Origin of the sequence: Ornithinibacillus sp. FSL M8-0202 (assembly GCF_037975285.1) — a bacterium.
GTDB classification, from domain to species: domain Bacteria; phylum Bacillota; class Bacilli; order Bacillales; family Amphibacillaceae; genus Ornithinibacillus; species Ornithinibacillus massiliensis.
Genome location: NZ_CP150248.1, coordinates 3349621 through 3369907, shown reverse-complemented (window position 1 = coordinate 3369907; position 20287 = coordinate 3349621). Strand labels below are relative to the sequence as shown.

The 20287-nt window shown below is 36.8% G+C and carries 18 protein-coding genes and 2 riboswitches; of the genes, 2 read left to right on the top strand and 16 right to left on the bottom strand.

Annotated features, from left to right (window positions below):
• Position 1 precedes the first annotated feature (1 nt).
• The 11 genes from MKY78_RS16950 to MKY78_RS16900 all read right to left on the bottom strand — a co-directional run bounded on the left by MKY78_RS16950 (position 2) and on the right by MKY78_RS16900 (position 11927).
• The gene (locus tag MKY78_RS16950; protein ID WP_339214372.1) at positions 2-1360 is read right to left on the bottom strand and encodes a DnaD domain protein; all 1359 of its coding nucleotides are present in this window, start codon (positions 1358-1360) and stop codon (positions 2-4) included.
• A gap of 33 nt (positions 1361-1393) precedes the next feature.
• The gene (nrdR, locus tag MKY78_RS16945; RefSeq protein WP_339214371.1) at positions 1394-1861 is read right to left on the bottom strand and encodes a transcriptional regulator NrdR; all 468 of its coding nucleotides are present in this window, start codon (positions 1859-1861) and stop codon (positions 1394-1396) included.
• Positions 1862-1892: 31 nt separating this feature from the next.
• The gene (locus MKY78_RS16940) at positions 1893-2279 is read right to left on the bottom strand and encodes a cytosolic protein (protein WP_186870204.1); all 387 of its coding nucleotides are present in this window, start codon (positions 2277-2279) and stop codon (positions 1893-1895) included.
• A gap of 211 nt (positions 2280-2490) precedes the next feature.
• On the bottom strand, positions 2491-3522 hold the full coding sequence (locus MKY78_RS16935; RefSeq protein WP_339214369.1) for a glyceraldehyde-3-phosphate dehydrogenase: 1032 nt from the start codon (positions 3520-3522) through the stop codon (positions 2491-2493).
• Positions 3523-3652: 130 nt separating this feature from the next.
• Entirely contained in the window at positions 3653-4255 is a 603-nt protein-coding gene (coaE, locus tag MKY78_RS16930) for a dephospho-CoA kinase (RefSeq protein WP_339214368.1), read from the bottom strand.
• A 13-nt stretch (positions 4256-4268) separates the two neighbouring features.
• Positions 4269-5096: a DNA-formamidopyrimidine glycosylase gene (mutM, locus tag MKY78_RS16925; RefSeq protein ID WP_339214367.1), complete on the bottom strand. Its 828-nt coding sequence runs from the start codon at positions 5094-5096 to the stop codon at positions 4269-4271.
• Between the two features lie 12 nt (positions 5097-5108).
• The gene (polA, locus tag MKY78_RS16920; RefSeq protein ID WP_339214366.1) at positions 5109-7745 is read right to left on the bottom strand and encodes a DNA polymerase I; all 2637 of its coding nucleotides are present in this window, start codon (positions 7743-7745) and stop codon (positions 5109-5111) included.
• 149 nt (positions 7746-7894) lie between these two features.
• Positions 7895-8710, bottom strand: a complete 816-nt coding sequence (locus tag MKY78_RS16915) for a MetQ/NlpA family ABC transporter substrate-binding protein (protein WP_339214365.1) — start codon at positions 8708-8710, stop codon at positions 7895-7897.
• Positions 8711-8748: 38 nt separating this feature from the next.
• On the bottom strand, positions 8749-9420 hold the full coding sequence (locus MKY78_RS16910; RefSeq protein WP_339214364.1) for a methionine ABC transporter permease: 672 nt from the start codon (positions 9418-9420) through the stop codon (positions 8749-8751).
• 1 nt (position 9421) lies between these two features.
• Complete coding sequence (locus tag MKY78_RS16905; protein ID WP_339214362.1) at positions 9422-10426, bottom strand: methionine ABC transporter ATP-binding protein; 1005 nt, start codon at positions 10424-10426, stop codon at positions 9422-9424.
• 103 nt (positions 10427-10529) lie between these two features.
• Positions 10530-10634: riboswitch (SAM riboswitch) on the bottom strand.
• 117 nt (positions 10635-10751) lie between these two features.
• Positions 10752-11927, bottom strand: a complete 1176-nt coding sequence (locus MKY78_RS16900; protein ID WP_339214361.1) for a pyridoxal phosphate-dependent aminotransferase — start codon at positions 11925-11927, stop codon at positions 10752-10754.
• A gap of 235 nt (positions 11928-12162) precedes the next feature.
• A riboswitch (SAM riboswitch) is annotated at positions 12163-12267 on the top strand.
• A 69-nt stretch (positions 12268-12336) separates the two neighbouring features.
• Between MKY78_RS16900 and MKY78_RS16895 the strand changes: the two genes are divergently transcribed.
• Together MKY78_RS16895 and MKY78_RS16890 are read left to right on the top strand one after the other, a co-directional pair.
• The gene (locus tag MKY78_RS16895; RefSeq protein ID WP_339214360.1) at positions 12337-13410 is read left to right on the top strand and encodes an iron-containing alcohol dehydrogenase family protein; all 1074 of its coding nucleotides are present in this window, start codon (positions 12337-12339) and stop codon (positions 13408-13410) included.
• A 10-nt stretch (positions 13411-13420) separates the two neighbouring features.
• A complete protein-coding gene (locus tag MKY78_RS16890; RefSeq protein ID WP_339214359.1) occupies positions 13421-14206 on the top strand; it encodes a carbon-nitrogen family hydrolase in 786 nt (261 codons plus the stop codon).
• 207 nt (positions 14207-14413) lie between these two features.
• Here the strand turns inward: MKY78_RS16890 and MKY78_RS16885 are convergent, their stop codons facing one another.
• The 5 genes from MKY78_RS16885 to citZ form a co-directional block, all read right to left on the bottom strand.
• Entirely contained in the window at positions 14414-15784 is a 1371-nt protein-coding gene (locus MKY78_RS16885) for an ATP-binding protein (protein WP_339214358.1), read from the bottom strand.
• Positions 15781-16473 carry a response regulator transcription factor gene (locus tag MKY78_RS16880; protein WP_339214357.1) on the bottom strand — a complete coding sequence of 231 codons (693 nt, stop codon included), beginning with the start codon at positions 16471-16473 and terminating at the stop codon, positions 15781-15783. The genes MKY78_RS16885 and MKY78_RS16880 overlap by 4 nt, the downstream gene beginning before the upstream one ends.
• Before the next feature lie 359 nt (positions 16474-16832).
• Positions 16833-17771, bottom strand: a complete 939-nt coding sequence (mdh, locus tag MKY78_RS16875; RefSeq protein WP_339214355.1) for a malate dehydrogenase — start codon at positions 17769-17771, stop codon at positions 16833-16835.
• A 23-nt stretch (positions 17772-17794) separates the two neighbouring features.
• The gene (icd, locus tag MKY78_RS16870; protein WP_339214354.1) at positions 17795-19066 is read right to left on the bottom strand and encodes an NADP-dependent isocitrate dehydrogenase; all 1272 of its coding nucleotides are present in this window, start codon (positions 19064-19066) and stop codon (positions 17795-17797) included.
• A gap of 89 nt (positions 19067-19155) precedes the next feature.
• Entirely contained in the window at positions 19156-20271 is a 1116-nt protein-coding gene (gene citZ / locus MKY78_RS16865; protein ID WP_339214352.1) for a citrate synthase, read from the bottom strand.
• Between the last annotated feature and the right edge of the window lie 16 nt (positions 20272-20287).

The following is a 20287-nucleotide window of genomic DNA, read 5'->3' as shown; positions in this document are numbered from 1 at the left end:
ATTATTTTTTCGAACTGTTCGAGTATTGTTGCAGTAAGGAGGCTATTTCCTCCCGTTCCCGTTCTAAATCAATGGTTGCCTCTGTATTGGATTCTGTCGTTTTTTTCTTCCGTTCTTTAAACCAATCTGGTACAACCTCAGTCTTAGCTCCTTGCTTCTTATAATTGGTATAGTTTTGTTGCTTCTTCTCGACGGACATACGGTAACGTTCTTTTTCTTTTTTCGCAAACATCATCGCTTCTCTAGCAGTTTTCAAATTGGCTCGTGACCAGTGGCTTGCGATCTTTTCTAAGTATGCTTTCGAGAGCTTCATGTTAGTTTGGAGCAAAACATAGTGAATTAATACATTCATTACCGGCGATGGTAATCCCTGAGTTGTCATAATTTCACGAATGACTTTTAAATCCTGCTCTGAAGCATAATTACCACTTGATAAATCCTCTAGTAATTGCTTTGGTGATATTGTTTCTAATTGATGAATGAGTTGTTCTTCCTTAGACATTGGCTGCTTTGGTGTAGTGGATTCTACTTGTGGTTGTTCTGAGACTTTTGCAGCTAATTGAACAGCCGCTTCCCTGCGAGATGTTTTGAAAATATCATGGCAAGCTTCTTTAAATTCCTCAATATCTAATCTATTTTCATCTGTTAATGCCCATAAGATGCATTTTTCCACTTCATATTCTGCTAGTCCATATAAATGCATCATTTGGTTGATTATCCGTTTATTTTCCGTAGTTAATACTCGTTTATAAGGGATCATTCTTGATCTCAGCATTTGTTCCACCCAAGAAAAATCAACCGAATCAAGTTGTGGTCCTGTATTTTCAGGGATTCGATTGACATTTTGCATGACGGTAACTTCAGAATGAATGGTTTCAAAGACATCGCCGAATGAAGCGGTTATATTTCTTCCACTTGGTTGATCCTCTTTTCCTAGAAAGCGAGATTTTAAAAGCATATATTTATCTTTCCCGACATGATGATATAAAAGCTGAGAAAGCATCGCATCACGGAAAAAATCAGAAGGTGAGAACGGATTTTTAAGTATATAGTGAAATACCGTCTGCTCCGTTGTCTTTTCTTCAAACGTTCTTAACAAACCTATACCTTCTAATTTAAGTCGTTCCTCATACATCTCCACAAGTGATATATTTAAATAATTCATTAAGGTGTGGTGTGTTTGAATCGGTACTTCTTCCTGAAAATCTATCTCATGTAAAAGTGTTTGATATAACATTACTGCCTTCATACCTAATAATGGCTGATAAAGATGGGTTAATGACTTCATGTAATCAACAGGTAAATTACCTTGTAAATCAACCGTATAACCATCTACAGGCAATATTTTTCCTATGTTCATCTTAACCCTTCTTTCTAAAATATTGACTATCATTTATGATTTCTTTTTATCCGATTGAATTAAATCTTTTAATTCATCAAGGAAAACATTTATATCTTTAAATTGTCGGTATACCGATGCAAATCGTACATACGCAACATCATCAACAGTCGATAGTCGTTCCATTACCATTTCGCCTACTTCTTCACTATCGATTTCAGATGCACCAGTATTCCGTAATGCCTTTTCCACATCAAAAGCAATCGATTCTATTTGTTCAATGGAAACGGGTCTCTTTTCACACGCTCTGATTAACCCACGAACTAGTTTTTCACGACTAAATTCTTGTCTATTACCATCCTTTTTCACGACAATAAGTGGCACTTCTTCAATTCGTTCAAAGGTTGTAAAACGATAACCACATTTCTCACATTCACGTCTTCTACGAATAGAACGTCCTTCTTCAATTGGCCGCGAATCCAGTACTTTTGTATTCTTATTCTGGCAATTTGAACATCTCATTTAATAAACCCCATTCATCTAACAGTAAAATCTAATTTTTATCTATCAATGGTAATTCTTTATTTAAATTCTCATATAATTGCTTGATTACTTTTGAGCTATAGCCGAAGTCAAATGGTAATGCCGACTCCGTTGAAACTGTAAAATCAATAGCAGTTTGATATGGACGTACCATAATAACCGTTGCAATAATAAACGCTTTTTTGCCTTTGGCAATATGAAAGCTAATTTCACCATGCTCAGTAGAAACAGAATTAATCTCGAATTTATTCGAACGTTTAACTAAGTCTTGTAATGCAGCAAGTCCTTTGTCTTTAGTTGTTTTATAATAATGGGTTTGCAATTCCTTATCCCAATGTTTATCTGATGTTTCAGCTCGATTATAAAAAAAACGTGATAATTTCTTACCAAAAGACATGCTTTTCACTCCTAGTTTTTCTGTTTCCATATACTATAACTCTATTTATTTTAACATGTTTTATAGATTAACCCTAGTAAAAAAATATTAGAACACCCTCTACCTACTCATCACTCGGTTATGATTCTCGTCCTCTTTGAAAGTGGAAGATAATGTCATCACACAAAAAGAGCTAGGCCATGGCCTAGCTCCTAATCATAAGTATATTCATTTAGGAAACGGATACATTTTTCGCTTTTATAAAGCTTCCAACATAGTTAACAAGGTCAATCACTCTTGCTGAATAACCCCATTCATTGTCATACCATGCTAACACTTTTATTTTATTATCCTCCATTACCATGGTGGATAATCCATCAATGATTGCCGAATAATCAGAAGTCGTATAGTCAATCGATACTAATGGTTGATCACTATATTGAATGATTCCTGCCAATTCATTCGCAGCGGCATTGCGGAATACATTATTTACGATTTCGGTTGTAACAGGTTCTTCTACATCTACTACTAAATCGACTAACGACACGTTCGGAGTAGGAACTCGCAGTGCCATACCATGTAATTTCCCTTTAAGATGTGGTAATACTTCACCTAATGCTTTCGCTGCACCTGTTGAAGTTGGGATTATGGATTGTGTACATCCTCGTGCCCGACGAAGATCCTTATGTGGATTATCAAGGTTTTTTTGGTCATTCGTAAAGGCATGAACGGTCGTCATTAATCCATTTTTAATCTTAAAGTTTTCATCTAACACTTTCACCACAGGGGCCAAACAATTTGTTGTACATGATGCATTCGAGATCACATCATCATGATATTCATCATAATCATGATGGTTTACCCCCATTACAATCGTTTTATCTACTTGTTTACCTGGTGCTGTAATAACAACTTTTTTAGCTCCAGCTTCTAAATGTAAGCCTGCATCTTTTTTTGTCTTAAATTTCCCAGTTGCATCAATTACAACATCAATCTCAAATTTAGCCCAAGGTAATTTATCCGGTTCTCTGAAATTAACCAGTTCGATTCGTTTTCCGTATACTTCAAGTCCATCTTGAACTGCTTTTACATCTTCATTAAACGGTCCATGGACACTATCATACTTGATTAAGTGTGCTAATGTTTCTGGAGGATAGCTAGCATTAACCGCTACAACCTCTAAGTTTGGATCAGTAATGGCTTGCCTAAATACCATTCTCCCAATTCTTCCTAATCCACTAATAGCAATTCGAGTTTTCCCCATCATTAGTCCTCCTGATACGATTATGATATACTATATATTCAAAATTCAAATATAGTATAACACATTTGATTAAAAATGGAAGCATATATATAAAAAAACTCAAAGGATTTTTATCTCCTTTGAGTTTTTATTAGCATGGTATTCCCCATTGATTCAGCACATCTTGCAGCTGTTCCAATGTATGTTCTAACGTCCCATTGTTATCAATGACTGCATCAGCCAGCTTTACCTTTTCCTTTAATGGAATTTGTGACTGAATTCGCTGTAATGCCTCTTCTTTCTGGGAATGATCTCGTTTCATAAGTCTTTGTAGTTGAACATCCTCATCTACATAGACAACTAGTGTTTTATCCACCATATGGGTTAGTTTACTTTCAAATAATAATGGAATGTCCATGACAACACATGTTGCACCGTTCTCTAAAAAATGCTCCTTCTGTTCAAGCATTCTTTTCCTAACAGCTGGATGTACAATCGCGTTTAATTTAGCGCGTTTATCCGTATCGGAAAAGATAATGGCTCCTAATTTCTTCCGATCAAGGCTTCCATCTGGTAGTAGGATATCATGACCAAATTCATTAACAATAGCTTGTAAAGTGGATTCCCCTGGTTCTACTACATCCCTTGCAATTTGGTCTGCATCAATTACTGGAATTAGTAGTTCCTTAAACATAGCGGCAACCGCACTCTTTCCACTAGCGATACTTCCTGTTAATCCAATAACAATAGACATCGTATATTCTCCTTTAGAGCTTTTGACAATTCAAGCAAACATGTGTCCCACGACCGCCAACCTTCATTTTGGTAATTGGTTTCCCACAAGACGGACATGCCTTATTATCTTGACCATAAACGGATAATTCCTGTTGGAACATCCCCATTTCCCCTTGACTATTTACATAGGAGCGGATGGTTGTCCCACCTTGTGCTACCGCTTCTTCTATAGTACTTATGGCTTGTTTGCGAATTTCTTGTACTTCTTTTTTGGTTAATTTATTTGCTTTTTTTAACGGATGAATTCTCGCTTTAAATAATGTTTCATCCACATAAATATTGCCTAATCCGGCTACAATCGTCTGATCCAATAATACAGACTTAATGGAACGGTTCGTTGCCTTTAGCTTTTTATAAAAATACTCTGCTGTAAATGCTTTGTCAAACGGGTCAGGCCCTAGCTGAACCAAAGGCTTCTGCAGTAGCTCTTCCCCTTTTTTCACAATATGCATCGTTCCAAATTTACGAACATCATTATACCTTAGTTCTTCCTCAGTAGTGAATGAAAAGATGACATGGGTATGCTTTTTCACCGGTTCATCCTTGTAGTGTACACTATATTTCCCTTCCATCCTCAAATGAGAAATTAGTGTATAATCATCTAATTCAAACAACAGAAACTTGCCCTTCCGTTTTATGTCATGAATGGTTTGTCCGATTAAAAGCTGTTTAAAATGTTCCACATCATCTGGTTTCTTGATAATCTTCCCCCAATAAACCTTTACATCCTCTATCGTACGATTTAATACAAATCGTTTTAATGTGTTACGTATTGTCTCTACTTCTGGTAGCTCTGGCATTTCAATTTCTCCTTATTTTGCATCATACCAGCTATCACCATAAGAATAGTCTGCTTTTAAAGGAACATTTAACTCGACTGTATTCTCCATCATAGCTGGAACAATTTCCTTCAGTTTCTCAAGTTCTTCCCTTGGTGCTTCTAAAATTAATTCATCGTGAACTTGAAGTAGCATGCGTGCTTGCATCTTTTCTTCTTGTAGTTTTTCACGCAAATCAATCATTGCTTTCTTTATGATATCAGCTGCAGTACCTTGGATTGGTGTATTCATAGCCGTTCTTTCTGCAAAACTTCTTAAATTAAAGTTTCTACTCGTAATCTCAGGTAAATATCTTCTCCGATGCATCAATGTTGTCACATAGCCTTTATGCTTCGCTTCCTGTACAATGTCATCCATATAGGCTTTGACTCCAGGATAGCTTTCCAAATAACGTTCGATGAATTGCTTCGCTTCTTTACGAGTGATTCCAAGACTTTGAGAAAGCCCAAAATCACTAATACCATAGACAATTCCGAAGTTAACAGCCTTGGCCTGTCTGCGCATATTCGAAGTTACATCATCTTTATCCACATGGAATACTTCCATTGCTGTCTGCGTATGAATATCCTCCCCATTTTTAAAAGCAGCAATTAATTTTTCATCCTTCGCAATATGGGCTAGTACACGTAATTCAATTTGTGAGTAATCCGCTGCAAACATAATCCAATCCTTTTTCGAAGGAACAAATGCTTGTCTAATTTTGCGTCCTTCTTCAATTCGAATCGGGATATTTTGTAGATTAGGATCAATCGAGCTTAAACGCCCAGTTTGTGTTAAAGCTTGATTATAACGGGTATGGATTTTACTCGTTTTCTTATCGACTACCTTTAGTAGCCCTTCAATATACGTAGATTGAAGCTTACCTAATTGGCGATAAAGTAGTATTTTCGAAACAATTTCGTGTTGAGGCTCTAACTGCTCTAACACATCTGCTGCAGTAGAGTAGCCAGTTTTCGTCTTCTTAATAACCGGTAATCCAAGTTTTTCGAAGAGGATTGGTCCTAGCTGTTTAGGAGAATTAATGTTGAATTTCTCTCCAGCTAATTCGTATATCTCCTGTTCTACTTCCGCTAATCGTTGCTTCAATTCTGTTCCCATTTCCTCTAATCTTGCAACATCAACCAGTACACCTGTATGCTCCATTTCCGCTAAAATTAATGCTAATGGCATCTCCAATTCTTTGAGTAAGGAATACAGCTCATGTTCACGTAATTCTTCTTCCATCTTTTCCTCAAGCTTTATGAGCACATTGGTTTTACGTGCAATATGTTCTGCGAGCGTCTCTTGCTCTGGAATCTTCATCTTTGCACCTTTACCATATACCTCTTCATCAAATCGAACAGACTTGAATCCCCATCTATGCGCAATAGCCGGAATATCATGATTATTTTCGGCAGGATTTAGAAGATAGGATGCAAGCAGTACATCAAATCTAACTCCCTTTAGGTGAATCCCTTTCTTTAATAAAGAAACTACGGATTGTTTGGCATCGAATACAACTTTCTTATTAGCTGGATTTTCTGCCCATTTTTTAAATTCCTCTGACTCTAGCGCTACATTAGTTGGTATAAAATAAGCCTTTTCCCGATTGGTTATGCCAATTCCTTCTATTGGTGCGGTATGGTAACTATCGCTAAGCATTTCAATTACTAACGCTTCTTCACCGGTAAACATGTCCGAAGTAATCTCTTTTACTATCGTATAGTTTAGTTCTTCTAGTTCTTCTTCCGTTTCTTCTACTATATCTTCTGAGCCGACCCGATCTAATAGCGACTGGAATCCTAAATCCTTGAATAAATTAGCCACATCTTGATTCGGATAACCTTCATAGGACAAATCATTAATAGACACTTCTATTGGTGAATCACAATTAATGGTTGCGAGTTCTCTACTCATGAAAGCATCCTCTTTATGGTTCGTTAGGTTCTCCTTTAATTTCTTCCCACTAACCTCATCTAAATGCTCATATAAATTATCCAGTGTTTGATATTGCTTTAATAGTTTGGTTGCTGTTTTTTCTCCTACACCAGGAACTCCTGGAATATTATCGGAGCTATCACCCATTAGTGATTTTAATTCAATAATTTGCTCTGGTGTTATCTCCATTTTCTCAAATAGGTATTGTGGTGTATACGCCTCTACATCAGATATTCCTTTTTTTGTAACATTAACCGTAACGTTATCAGATACTAGCTGAAGCATATCTTTGTCACCTGAAATGACTTCTACTTCAACGTTCTGTTCTTTTGCTTGCTTTGCTAATGTTCCAATAATATCATCTGCTTCATATTGATTTAACTCATAATGACGAATCTGAAATGCATTAAGTAATTCCTTCACTAGTGGAAATTGCTCAGATAGCTCTGGTGGTGTCTTCTGACGACCACCCTTATATTCCTTATACGTGCTATGTCTAAAGGTTGTTTTACCGGCATCAAAGGCAACAAGCATATGGGTTGGCTTCTTTTCCTCTAAAATACGAAGTAACATGGTTGTAAATCCATATACCGCATTGGTGTAGACACCTTTATCATTATTCAGCAGTGGTAATGCAAAAAAAGCACGGTAAATAATACTGTTTCCATCTATCAAAACCAATTTCTTTGTCATTGGTATTCCTCCTTGTCCGTATCACACTTTTCATCTATTTTACCATTTAAGCTAGAACACGTAAAAAAAGAGCACCTAAAGGGTACCCTCCAAACCGTTAGAGTAGAACACTAATGTTTTTGAGGAAGTACCAAGGCACTCTTTTTACATTATCTATTTTGCATCCATTCAGGCTTACCAAAGCCTTGGAATTCTTCATCTATAATTGCTTCAAACTCTTCTGATTCAATGACTTCCTTGATGTCTTGAACAAACTGCGATTCTAAATCCTCTGTTTTTACGGCTACAACATTACGGTACTCATCTGGCATATTCTCTAAAGCTAATGCATCAAGAAGATTCAAGTTTGCTGCCAGTGCAAAATTTCCTGGAACAGCGGCTAAATCTTCATTTTCAACAGCACGTGGTAATTGTCCCGCTTCAATTTCTTGAAAGTTTAAATTCTTTAGATTCTCTTCAATATCCTTTACTGATGCAGTTAGGGGATCTACTTCTTCATTTATCGTAATTAGCCCCTCATCCTGTAGCATTACTAATGTTCTTGCTAAGTTAGTTGGATCATTGGCAATTACAACAGTACTTCCTTCTTCAATATCCCCAATACTATCATATTTATTTGAGTATAACCCCATTGGCGCAGTTGGAACGATAATAACCGATGATAAATCTAACTTATTCTCCTTCGCGAAAGCATCTAAATATATACTATGTTGAAATAAATTAGCATCTAAATCGCCATTAGCTAACGCATTATTTGGTTGGATGTAATCACTAAACTCTGTATTCTTTACTTCATATCCTTTTTCCTCTAATAATGGCGCAATTGCCTTTGTTACCATATCACTATAAGGCCCGGTAGTTGCCCCGAATTGAATTGTTTTCTTATCTCCATCTGATTCAGATCCACATGCAGCAAGAAGAAGTATAAATAAAAATGCTGTTATCGCTACTAAATATTTTTTCATAACTTGTTTCCTCCTAAAATTGTTTTTTCACTTACTACTTAACGTTTATTAAAAGCTTTCGCTAGAAAATCACCAAGGTACTGTACGAATTGAACTAATACAATTAATATAATAACGGTAGTAAACATGACGGTATCATCATAGCGATAGTATCCATATCGAATAGCTAAATCTCCTATCCCGCCACCACCTACAGTGCCAGCCATTGCCGAATATCCTATTAAACTAATACAAGTAATGGTTAATCCACTAATAAGACCCGGTTTAGCTTCTGGAAGGATAATATCTTTTATGATCATCCAAGGTGATGCACCTACGGCAACTGCCGCTTCAATAACCCCCTTATCAATTTCTCTTGCCGATGATTCTACTATTCTGGCATAAAATGGAATGGCAGCTACTGATAACGATACTGAGGCCGCTAGTGGTCCAATCGTTGTATTCACAAGTAGCTTAGTAAACGGCAATAAGAATACTAATAAAATAATAAACGGAACAGATCGTACTAAGTTAACCACGATCCCAACTAATAATTTTAAAAATCGATTTTCTAGAAATAACCCTTGGTCTGTTACATATAATAGAATTCCTATTGGTAACCCGAGGAAAACAGCGACAAGTAACGCAATCCCGACCATAATTAAAGTCTCAAGAAATGCTGTATTTAATTCTGGTAATAACTCTACGATTCTAGTTAAAAAATCGGCCATTTTATTTGATCACCTCTACTTGCTGGATGCGATTTTTTAAATAATCAATCGCATGATTAACTTCCGTTTCCTCGCCATTTAATTCCATAATAAAAATCCCCAATGGCGTCTCCTTAATATATTCCACTTTTCCATGAAGAATATTTCCTCTTACATTAAAGCTTTGCAGCATATCTGACACGACAGTTTCACTTGCAAGATTCCCTCTAAATTGCAGTCGAACTAACGCTCCAGCACATGCATCACGTAGCTTTTGTGGCAATTCAAAATCTAACACACTTTTTATAAACTGCTTTGTTAATGGTTTAGTCGGTTGGGAAAAGATATCGTAGGAAGGTCCCTCTTCTATAATCTTTCCATCTTGCATGACAGCACATCTATCACAAATTTCTTTCACTACTTCCATCTCATGAGTAATAATAACTATTGTTATCCCAAGCTCCTGATTAATTCTTTTCAATAGATTTAGAATGGATTTAGTCGTACTAGGGTCAAGTGCTGATGTCGCTTCATCACATAATAATACTTTTGGATTATTGGCTAATGCACGAGCAATACTTACTCGTTGCTTCTGTCCACCACTTAATTGTGCTGGATAGTGGTTTGCCTTATCAGAAAGCCCTACTAGCTCAAGCAATTCCAATACACGTTCTCTTCGCTTGCTCTTTTCTACACCTGCGGCTTTTAATGCGAAAGCAACATTATCAAAAACCGTTTTCGATGCTACTAAGTAAAACCCTTGAAAAATCATCCCGATCGCTTGTCTAGCCTCACGTAGAGATTTTTTCGAAAGCTGTAGTAAATCAACTCCGTCTATGATTACTTTCCCTGAGGTAGGTCGTTCCAGAATATTCATACAGCGAATCAACGTGCTTTTACCTGCACCACTATAGCCAACAATTCCATATACTTCTCCTTTTTGAATAGATAAGGAGACATCATCAACACCAACAACAGTACTTTTCTTCGATTTGTAAACCTTACTAACGTGTTCCAGCTTAATCATTTGCTCCACCACACTTCAAATTACTCACTCCGTTAACATTCTTGTTAAATAACAAAAAAACCCTCTTTGCACCTGAAAGAGAGTTTTGAATAGATAGATTCAATCCTTATCTTTCAGAATGATAGCATTCTGCAGGAGGTAGCACCACTCACGAAGAAGGTTGCTGTGACGTCTTCGGGCCTGTTCCCTCGGTCACTCTGGATAAGATAAATAATTCATATTTAATTTTACGTTAGATATTATATTAATCTCGTGCTTTCCATTTGTCAACGAAATTTAGTAAATTTTATTCATTTTTTATTTTCAAATCCTTCGATTGAATTGGCTAGCGAAAAATTTTTAAGCTCCCGATTCGCTCTGCCGCTTCTATAAGACGATCTTCATGGTCAAGTAAGCCAAGTCGTACATAACCTTCGCCACTCTCGCCAAAACCATTTCCTGGAGCCACCACGACATGTGCTTTCTCTAGTAATAAATCTGCGAACTGCTCTGACGTATACCCCTCTGGAACTGGTAACCAGGCAAAAAAAGTCCCTTTTGGTGCTTCAACCTTCCAGCCGATATCATGGAGCTTCTCGATAAACTTGTCACGTCTAGCTTCGTAAATGTGAACAAGTTCCGAAACACTCTCTTGACTCCCTAATAGTGCTTTTGCGGCAGCTTGTTGAATACCACTAAATAAACTAACATAAAGATGGTCTTGAATAAGGTTTATACTCTCAATAACCGACTGATTCCCTACCGCAAAACCAACTCGCCAACCAGCCATATTATAGGTTTTGGACAAGGTATACATTTCTACTCCAATATCCTTAGCACCTTCAGATTGCAGAAAACTCTGTGGTCTATTCCCGTCAAAACCGATGGCACCATATGCAAAATCATGAACCACACAAATGTTGTGCGCGTTAGCTAACATAACGGTCTCATCAAAGAAATCTTTAGTTGCTATTGCCGCAGTTGGATTATTAGGATAATTTAAAAACATTAACTTTGCTCTGTCAAGTGTGTCCTTTTCTATTGCAGAATAATTCGGTAAGAAACCATTTTCCTTTTTCAATGGCATTAATGCAATATCTGCATTTGCCATAGCAATTCCGGACATATAATCCGGATATCCTGGATCTGGCAATAGGGCTAAGTCACCAGGATTGAGCAGGCATTGACTAATCTCGACTAAGCCAGTTTTAGCACCAAATAAAATTGCAACCTCTTTATTTGGGTCTATTTCCACATGATATTCTCGCATATAAAATTCCGCAATTGCTTCTTTTAAAAATTGTTGTCCACGAAATGGCGAATATTTATGATAATTAGGGTTATCTGCAGCTATCTTTAACTCCTCTATAATATGTTTTGGAGTTGGTAAGTCAGGATTTCCTTGCCCTAAATTGATAATATCGTGTCCTTGACTTGCTAATCTTTGAACCTTTTGAACTAAAGATGCAAAGAACTGCTCTGGTAATCTTTGTAGTAATTTTGATTGTTCAAAGTGATACATTTCATCCACTCTCCTGAAAAGTCAGTCAAATTCTAGTAACTAACTATAGTCATTATCATGAAATTTGTAAAGCACTTTCTGCTAGACAAATGGTCATAAACTTTCCAATTAACCAATAGTACACTATGTTAGGAAAGGAAGAACAAGTACGACTGTTTTAAAAATTGATTATTGACATGATGATCAACCAATGGGATAATCGTTCACATATAAAGATAATTCGGTAAATATAAAACTCTTATCACGAGAAGGTGGAGGGACTGGCCCTATGAAACCCGGCAACCGGTTGAAAATTCAACACGGTGCTAAATCCTGCAAGTATGACATTGCAAGATAAGAGGAGGAGTATAGAAATAACCTCTCTTCCTCTTGAAGAGAGGTTATTTTTGGATACAAAGGGGAGAAAAAGATGCAGGCCATTCATGTAAAAGGTTCACCAAATTTATATTTAGGTTATGAAGGTGTGCTTGACCAAATATCAAGTCTACTAGATGAGCATCAGTTTTATCATCCAACTGTAATACACGGAAATGCTTCTTGGAAAGCAGCAAATCCTTATTTCGAGCTAACACAACCAGCAACTTATATAAATTATCAGGGGGATTGCACCCATGAAGAAGTTGATAGAATCGCACGTGTTACAAATGATATAGAAACCGATGTCATTATTGGGGTTGGTGGTGGCAAGATACTAGATATCGCCAAAGCAACAGGTGCAAAAGTAAACTTACCAGTAATCCTCATCCCTACGCTAGCATCAAATTGTGCTGCTTGGACACCGTTAAGTGTCTTCTATGATACAAAAGGTAACTTTAAAGAGTATATCGTTTTTCCACAAAGCACGTACATGGTGTTACTTGATCCTAGAATTATAGTCGATTCTCCAGTTGCATATCTACGTGCAGGTATTGGGGATACCATAGCGAAATGGTATGAAGCAGATGTTTTAACACGTAAGCTTACACCAAAGCCGCTTGCAGTAGATATCGCACTACACGCTGCTCGCTTATGCAGAGATGTACTACTTGAAAACGGTGACAATGCAATTGAGGCCATTTTGGCACATAAAATAACACCAGAACTAGTACGAGTCACCGAAACAATCATCATGGCAGGTGGAATGGTCGGTGGGTATGGCGATCATTACGGTAGAATATCAGGTGCTCATTCGATACATAATGCCCTTACTCTCATCCATGAGACCCACCAACATTTGCATGGGGATAAAGTTGCCTTTGGTGTATTGACCCAATTAGCATTGGAAGAACGATTAGATGAGATTTCATTTTTACTTCCATATTACAAAAAGCTAAAATTGCCTACTTCTCTTGCAGAATTAGGTATAGTAAGCAACCAGGAAGAAGCAATTAAAACTATTGCACAGGGTGCAACCAAACCTGGTGAATCCATTCATCTTATGGGCGTTTCTGACCCTGCGACAGTAGAAGCCGCTATACGCACTGTCGAAAAATTAAATAGGTAGGGGTGGTATAATGGGATTAACTATATCATTAATCCAAATGGATATTACATTTGGTAATCCTCAAGCTAATTATGAGCGTGTGACACAGTTATTTAAAGAATTCAAAGCCAATAACGCTGATGTTGTATTATTGCCAGAGTTATGGACGACAGGATATGATTTAACTCGCTTACATCAATTAGCTGATGATGGCAAAGAGTCCATTGGGTTCATATCTAAGCTTGCCAAACAATACCAAACCAATATCATTGCGGGCTCGATTGCCAAAAAAGTAAATGATAGCTTTACCAATACACTTTTCGTCGTAAACCAAGATGGTCAGCTTGTAAAAGAATATAATAAAGCCCATTTATTTCGCTTGATGGATGAAGATAAACATCTTATTGAAGGTAATGGTAACGGTAATTTTGAACTTGCAGGCTATCAAAGCGCTGGGATTATATGCTATGATATTCGATTCCCAGAATGGGTTCGGACTCACATGTTAAATGATAGCAAAATTCTCTACGTAGTAGCCGAATGGCCAAAAGTCAGGATTGATCATTGGAGGGCACTTCTAATTAGTCGTGCTATTGAAAATCAATGCTTTGTTGTTGCTTGTAATCGTGTTGGCTCCGATCCTAACAATGTGTTCGGTGGTCACTCTATGATTATTGGCCCATGGGGAGAAATTATAGCTGAGGCTGGAGAAGAAGAAACAATTATCCATGCAGACATTGATCTTAATCAAGTTCATCAAGTGCGAAATACTATTCCTATTCTTCAGGATAGGCGTCCAGATATTTATGAGGTATAAGACTATATTGTTCTAGTTTGCCATCTACCCATTCCAGCAATATGCTTATCCGTACTTCTGGTATCAGTCTGATAAATATTCATTGCGGTTTTCAATCATAATAGGAGGTATTGAAAGTTATTCCCTCTCTAATCATCTAAAATCTGGTCTCTCTTAACAAAATACCCCAGATAAATAGACCAAATCTATTTATCTGGGGTATTTGCATTATCGCTTCGGAAAGTACACATGGAAAGTCGTTCCTTCATTTACTTCACTTTCTACTTCTATTTTTCCTTGATGGAGTTCTACAATATGTTTGACTATTGCTAGGCCAAGTCCCGTTCCGCCAGTATTTCTACTTCTAGCTTTATCGACGCGATAGAAGCGTTCAAATATTCTTGGCAGTGATTCTTTAGGTATTCCGATACCAGTATCGCTTACCTGCAAATGAATATATTCCTCTTGTTCCTCTGCTAATAATGCTACACTTCCACCCTTTGGCGTGTAACTAATGGCATTTACTAAGAGGTTAATCATAACCTGCTTCACGCCAGAATGCTCCGCTTTAAATTCAATATTATCTCCACTTCCAACATGAAGTGTTATTCCATTATTTTCAGCTTGTTGACTTATAACTGGCATTACTTCATCAACTAATTCAGAGAAGCGCACTGTCGCTAATTCTATTTTGGAATCATCCTTTTCTAGCTTCGATAAAGATAATAGGTCTTGAATTAACATCTGTAGTCGTTTACTTTCTTCATTAATAATACTTAAAAATTGTTTTGCTGTATCCACATCCTGTAAATTGTTATCATCCAGTAATGTCTCCGCAAAGCCTCTTATAGAAGTAATTGGAGTTTTTAACTCATGTGATACATTTGCAACAAAATCTTTACGCATTGCTTCTAGTTTTTTCAGTTCGGTAATGTCATATAATACAATAACTGCACCCTTTAACATGTTCTTCTCATTAAAGATAGGTGCACCAATAATTTCAAAATATTGCTTATGACCATTTTCTATAATAAGGGAATCCTTCACCTTTTCTTCATACAAAAAGGTCTGTTGAATCGTTTTATGGATTTTCTCATGATCTAATACATCATAATACAAATATCCAATATAATCTCGTTCCTTCTTGTTACTAAAGAGACCTAGGAAATTTCTATTGACTAAATGAATATAGCCTTTTTCATCAATTAGGATTAATCCACTTTGAATATTTTCTATTACAGTCGTTAATTGTTCTGCTTGCATCTTCTCATTAATGGACAGTTCACTGAGACTTCTGGCAAGTTTATTAATTTGCATCAATAAGGACGCCATACTACCAGAAACTGGATGATGCATTCTCGCACGAAAATTACCTTTCACTAATTCATCTAACGTATTGGTGGCCTTCTGAATTGGTTTAACATATTTATCAAATACATAATGCAGCATCATCATGAGAACGATAAATTCTGTTAAAAGTACTAACAATAACACAATATAATTGCTCATAAAAAAGCTAAATACTACACCTGTTGCGACCACAATGAATAAGATAATTAACGCGTAGCGTAGTACTGGTTTTAAGGACAAAAACCTCACGTTGGATCCTCCATTTTATAACCCAACCCACGAATTGTTTTAATGTAAATCGGCTTTTTCGTATTGGGCTCAATTTTTTCTCTTAGATGACTAACATGAACATCAACAATACGAGTATCTCCAACAAAATCATAATCCCAAACAGCAGATAATAATTGATCTCTTGATAACACTTTATCCTTGTGTGTTGCTAAATAATGTAATAACTCAAATTCTTTTCGTGTAAAACTAAGTACCTGATTATTCTTCTCTGCTTCATATCGCTCAGGGAAAATCGTTAATTCTCCTACTTTTATATTTTTCACATTACTCGTTACAGAAACATTGGTCCGTCTTAAGATTGCTTTAATTCTAGCAATTACTTCCTTTGGACTAAATGGCTTAGTTAAATAATCATCCGCACCTATTTCTAATCCTAGTACTTTATCGAACTCTTCATCTCTAGCAGTTAACATTAAAACGGGTGTATCAATATGATTTCTTCTTAAATGCTTACAGACTTCAATGCCATCCATTTCTGGAAGCATTAAATCAAGAATAATAAAATCATATGTATTCTTATCCGCTTTCCGAATTACTTCCAGTCCGTCATAGGCAACATCCGTTGTGAATCCAGCTTTCTCGAGATTGAATTTTAGTAATGTTACGATAGACATTTCATCATCTACAATAAGAACATGTTCATTCATGATATCAATTCCCCATTTCTTCTATGCTACCATTTACCTTATCTTAATATTACAATGAAATCGTTATAAATTAAATAATGGATAGCTATTGTAAATAAATCTTTACACAATGCTGTTAAAGGATACTCTAATCATTTATATGGATTAAAACACCCTACTAATACATTACCATAAAAACATAGAACATATCTTGTTTTATTATCCTTTTTACTCGGTCAATAGCAAATTTCATCTCTGCATAACGTTCCGTATAGGTTTGATCATCGGTAACAAAGCTGATGGTTCCTTGATAAGTGTTCTAAGCTTCCAGAATATTAAAAAAGAGCTCCATTCGCGTAGAATGAAGCTCTCCTTCTCATTTATTGTAATACCTCTAAAACCTGTTTAACGGAATTAGCTGATTTATCTAAAGCCGCTTTTTCATCTTCCGTTAGATCTAATTCGATGATCTGTTCAATTCCATTTCCACCTAGAATGGTCGGAACACCTAAGTAAATATCGTTGTATCCATATTCACCCTCTAAGTAAGCGATGGATGGTAGTACGCGGCGTTGGTCTTTTAGGATAGCCTCTGCCATAACTGTTAAAGATGCTGCAGGTGCATAATAGGCACTTCCATTACCTAAAAGGTTGACGATTTCACCACCACCAGTACGAGTGCGTTGTACAATTTCATCTAATCGATCCTTAGGTAGTAACTTTTCTAGCGGAATTCCACCCGCATAGGAGTACCGAATTAGTGGTACCATATCATCACCATGGCCGCCTAACACAAAACCAGTAATATCTTTAACGGATAAATTTAACTCCTTGGCAACAAATGTACGGAAACGAGCTGTGTCTAATACTCCTGATTGACCGATAACTCGTTCTTTCGGGAAGCCAGACTCTTTAAATACCGTATAGGTCATCGCATCAACAGGATTTGTTAGCACGATGATTATCGTATCTTTCGAGTACTTCACAATCTCTTGCGTGACAGATTTCATTATTTTAGCGTTGGTATTGACTAAGTCATCTCTACTCATGCCAGGCTTCCTAGCAATACCGGCCGTGATTATTACTAAATCTGAATCCCTCGTATCCTCATAATTAGACGTTCCGATAATATTCGCATCAAAACCTTGTACTGGGCTTGCTTCTAGCATATCAAGTGCTTTACCCTTTGTTGGATTCTCCATATTAGGTATATCTACTAGAACAATATCCCCAATCTCTTTTTGAGCAAGCATCAATGCGGTTGTCGTACCGGTAAATCCTGATCCTATTACTGATACTTTTTTGCGCTTGTTTCCCATTTGTTATGCCTCCTTGATGTTAACTAGTCCATGTTTTTAATTAATTCATTGGCAAACTCAGAACATTTCACTTCTGTAGCGCCTTCCATTAGACGAGCAAAGTCATAGGTTACAACTTTAGAAGCAATTGTTTTGTCCATTGCCTTCGTAATTAAATCAGCTGCTTCTCTCCATCCAAGATGTTCAAGCATTAATACACCAGAAAGGATAACAGAAGATGGATTCACTTTATCTAAGCCAGCATATTTAGGTGCAGTACCATGTGTTGCCTCGAAAATAGCATGACCTGTATTATAGTTAATGTTTGCTCCAGGTGCAATCCCTATACCACCAACTTGTGCAGCAAGCGCATCAGAGATGTAATCTCCATTAAGGTTCATCGTTGCCACAACATCAAATTCTGTTGGACGAGTAAGAACTTGTTGTAAGAAGATATCCGCAATGGCATCTTTAACAATTATCTTACCTTGAGCAACTGCTTCATCTTGTGCTTTATTTGCAGCATCTTTACCTTGTTCTTCCACAATACGATCATATTGTGCCCATGTGAATACTTTATCACCGAACTCTTCTTCAGCAACTTCATATCCCCAACCTTTAAAGGCACCTTCTGTAAACTTCATGATATTGCCTTTGTGAACTAATGTCACACTTTTACGTCCTTCATTTAAAGCATACTCGATAGCTGCACGTACAAGACGTTTTGTACCTTCCTCTGAAACTGGTTTAATACCAATACCAGATGTTTCAGGGAAGCGAATTTTATGTACTCCCATTTCATTTTTTAGGAAGTCAATTACTTTCTTCACTTCGTCAGAGCCCTTTTGCCATTCAATACCAGCATAAATATCTTCTGTGTTTTCACGGAAGATTACCATATCTACATCTTCAGGACGTTTAACTGGAGATGGCACTCCTTCGAAATAACGTACTGGACGTAGGCAAGTGAATAGATCTAGCTCTTGACGTAATGCAACGTTTAAAGAACGAATTCCTCCACCAATTGGTGTAGTAAGTGGACCTTTGATAGCAATTTTGTACTCATCAATTTTATCTAGAGTTTCTTGTGGTAACCATTCACCAGTTTTATTGAACGCTTTTTCACCAGCATAAACCTCTAACCATTCAATTTTCTTTGTACCATTATACGCTTTTTCTACTGCTGCTTCTAATACTCGACTAGCTGCTGCCCAAATATCAGGACCAGTACCGTCTCCTTCGATAAATGGAATGACAGGTTGGTTTGGTACATTTAATTTACCATTCTCTACTACAATTTTTTCTCCTTGTGTCATAAATAATTCCTCCTAGTTTTCTAGTAGCTTATCGGAATAATAGCCGGGGCTACCGGCTATTATTACTAACGAGATTCATAGTATATTGCTTAACGATTTTCAAGTGGGATATATTGTTGGGTATTCGGTCCCACATATTCTGCACGTGGACGAATTAAACGATTATTCGAATATTGTTCTAATATATGTGCAGCCCAACCAGATACACGGCTCATAGCGAAAATTGGTGTAAATAAATCATGATCAATCCCTAAACTATGATACATCGAAGCAGAATAGAAATCTACGTTTGCTGGTAAACCTTTTTCTTGTTTAATATAGTCCTCGATTGCTACAGACATATTATACCATTTTTCTTGACCAGTAAGGGCTGTCAATTCTTTAGACATCTTTTGTAGATGCTTAGCTCTAGGATCACCATTGCGATAAACGCGGTGTCCCATACCCATGATTTTTTCTTTGTTTGCTAATTTTTCTTTAATATACGGGATAGCATTCTCTTCTGTACCGATTTCCGTTAGCATTTTCATCACACGCTCATTAGCCCCACCATGCAATGGACCTTTTAATGCGCCAATTGCAGCAGTAATACCAGAATACATATCAGATAGTGTTGCAACACAAACTCTAGCAGTGAATGTAGATGCATTGAGTTCGTGATCAGCATGTAATACTAACGCTTTATTAATTGCTTCGATTTCTATTTCATTTGGTTTTTCGCCATTTAACATATATAAAAAGTTTTCTGCATAGCTTACATCTTTTAATGGTTTAACAGGGTCTTTACCTTGTCTTATTCGCGAAAAAGCTGCCACGATTGTTGCAATCTTAGCTTGTATACGAACTGCCTTACGTCGATTAGCTTCTTCTTCCATTACATCTGCTTCTTCATCGTATAAACCTAGTAGGGAAATAGATGTTCTTAATGCTGCCATAGGATGTACTTTAGACAAATCATAAGAGCGCAAATGATCTAATACTGCTTCTGGAACTTCCATATTATCGGCAAGTTCTTTTTTAAAGGCTTCTAATTCAGCGATTGTCGGTAGTTTCAAATTCCATAATAAATAAACTACTTCTTCAAAGCTTGAATTCTCTGCTAAATCATCAATCTTGTAACCTACGTAAGTTAGTTGGTCATCAATGATAGAACTAATTGATGATTGTGTTGCTACAACCCCTTCAAGACCTTTCGTTGCTGTCATAGATAAAACCCTCTCC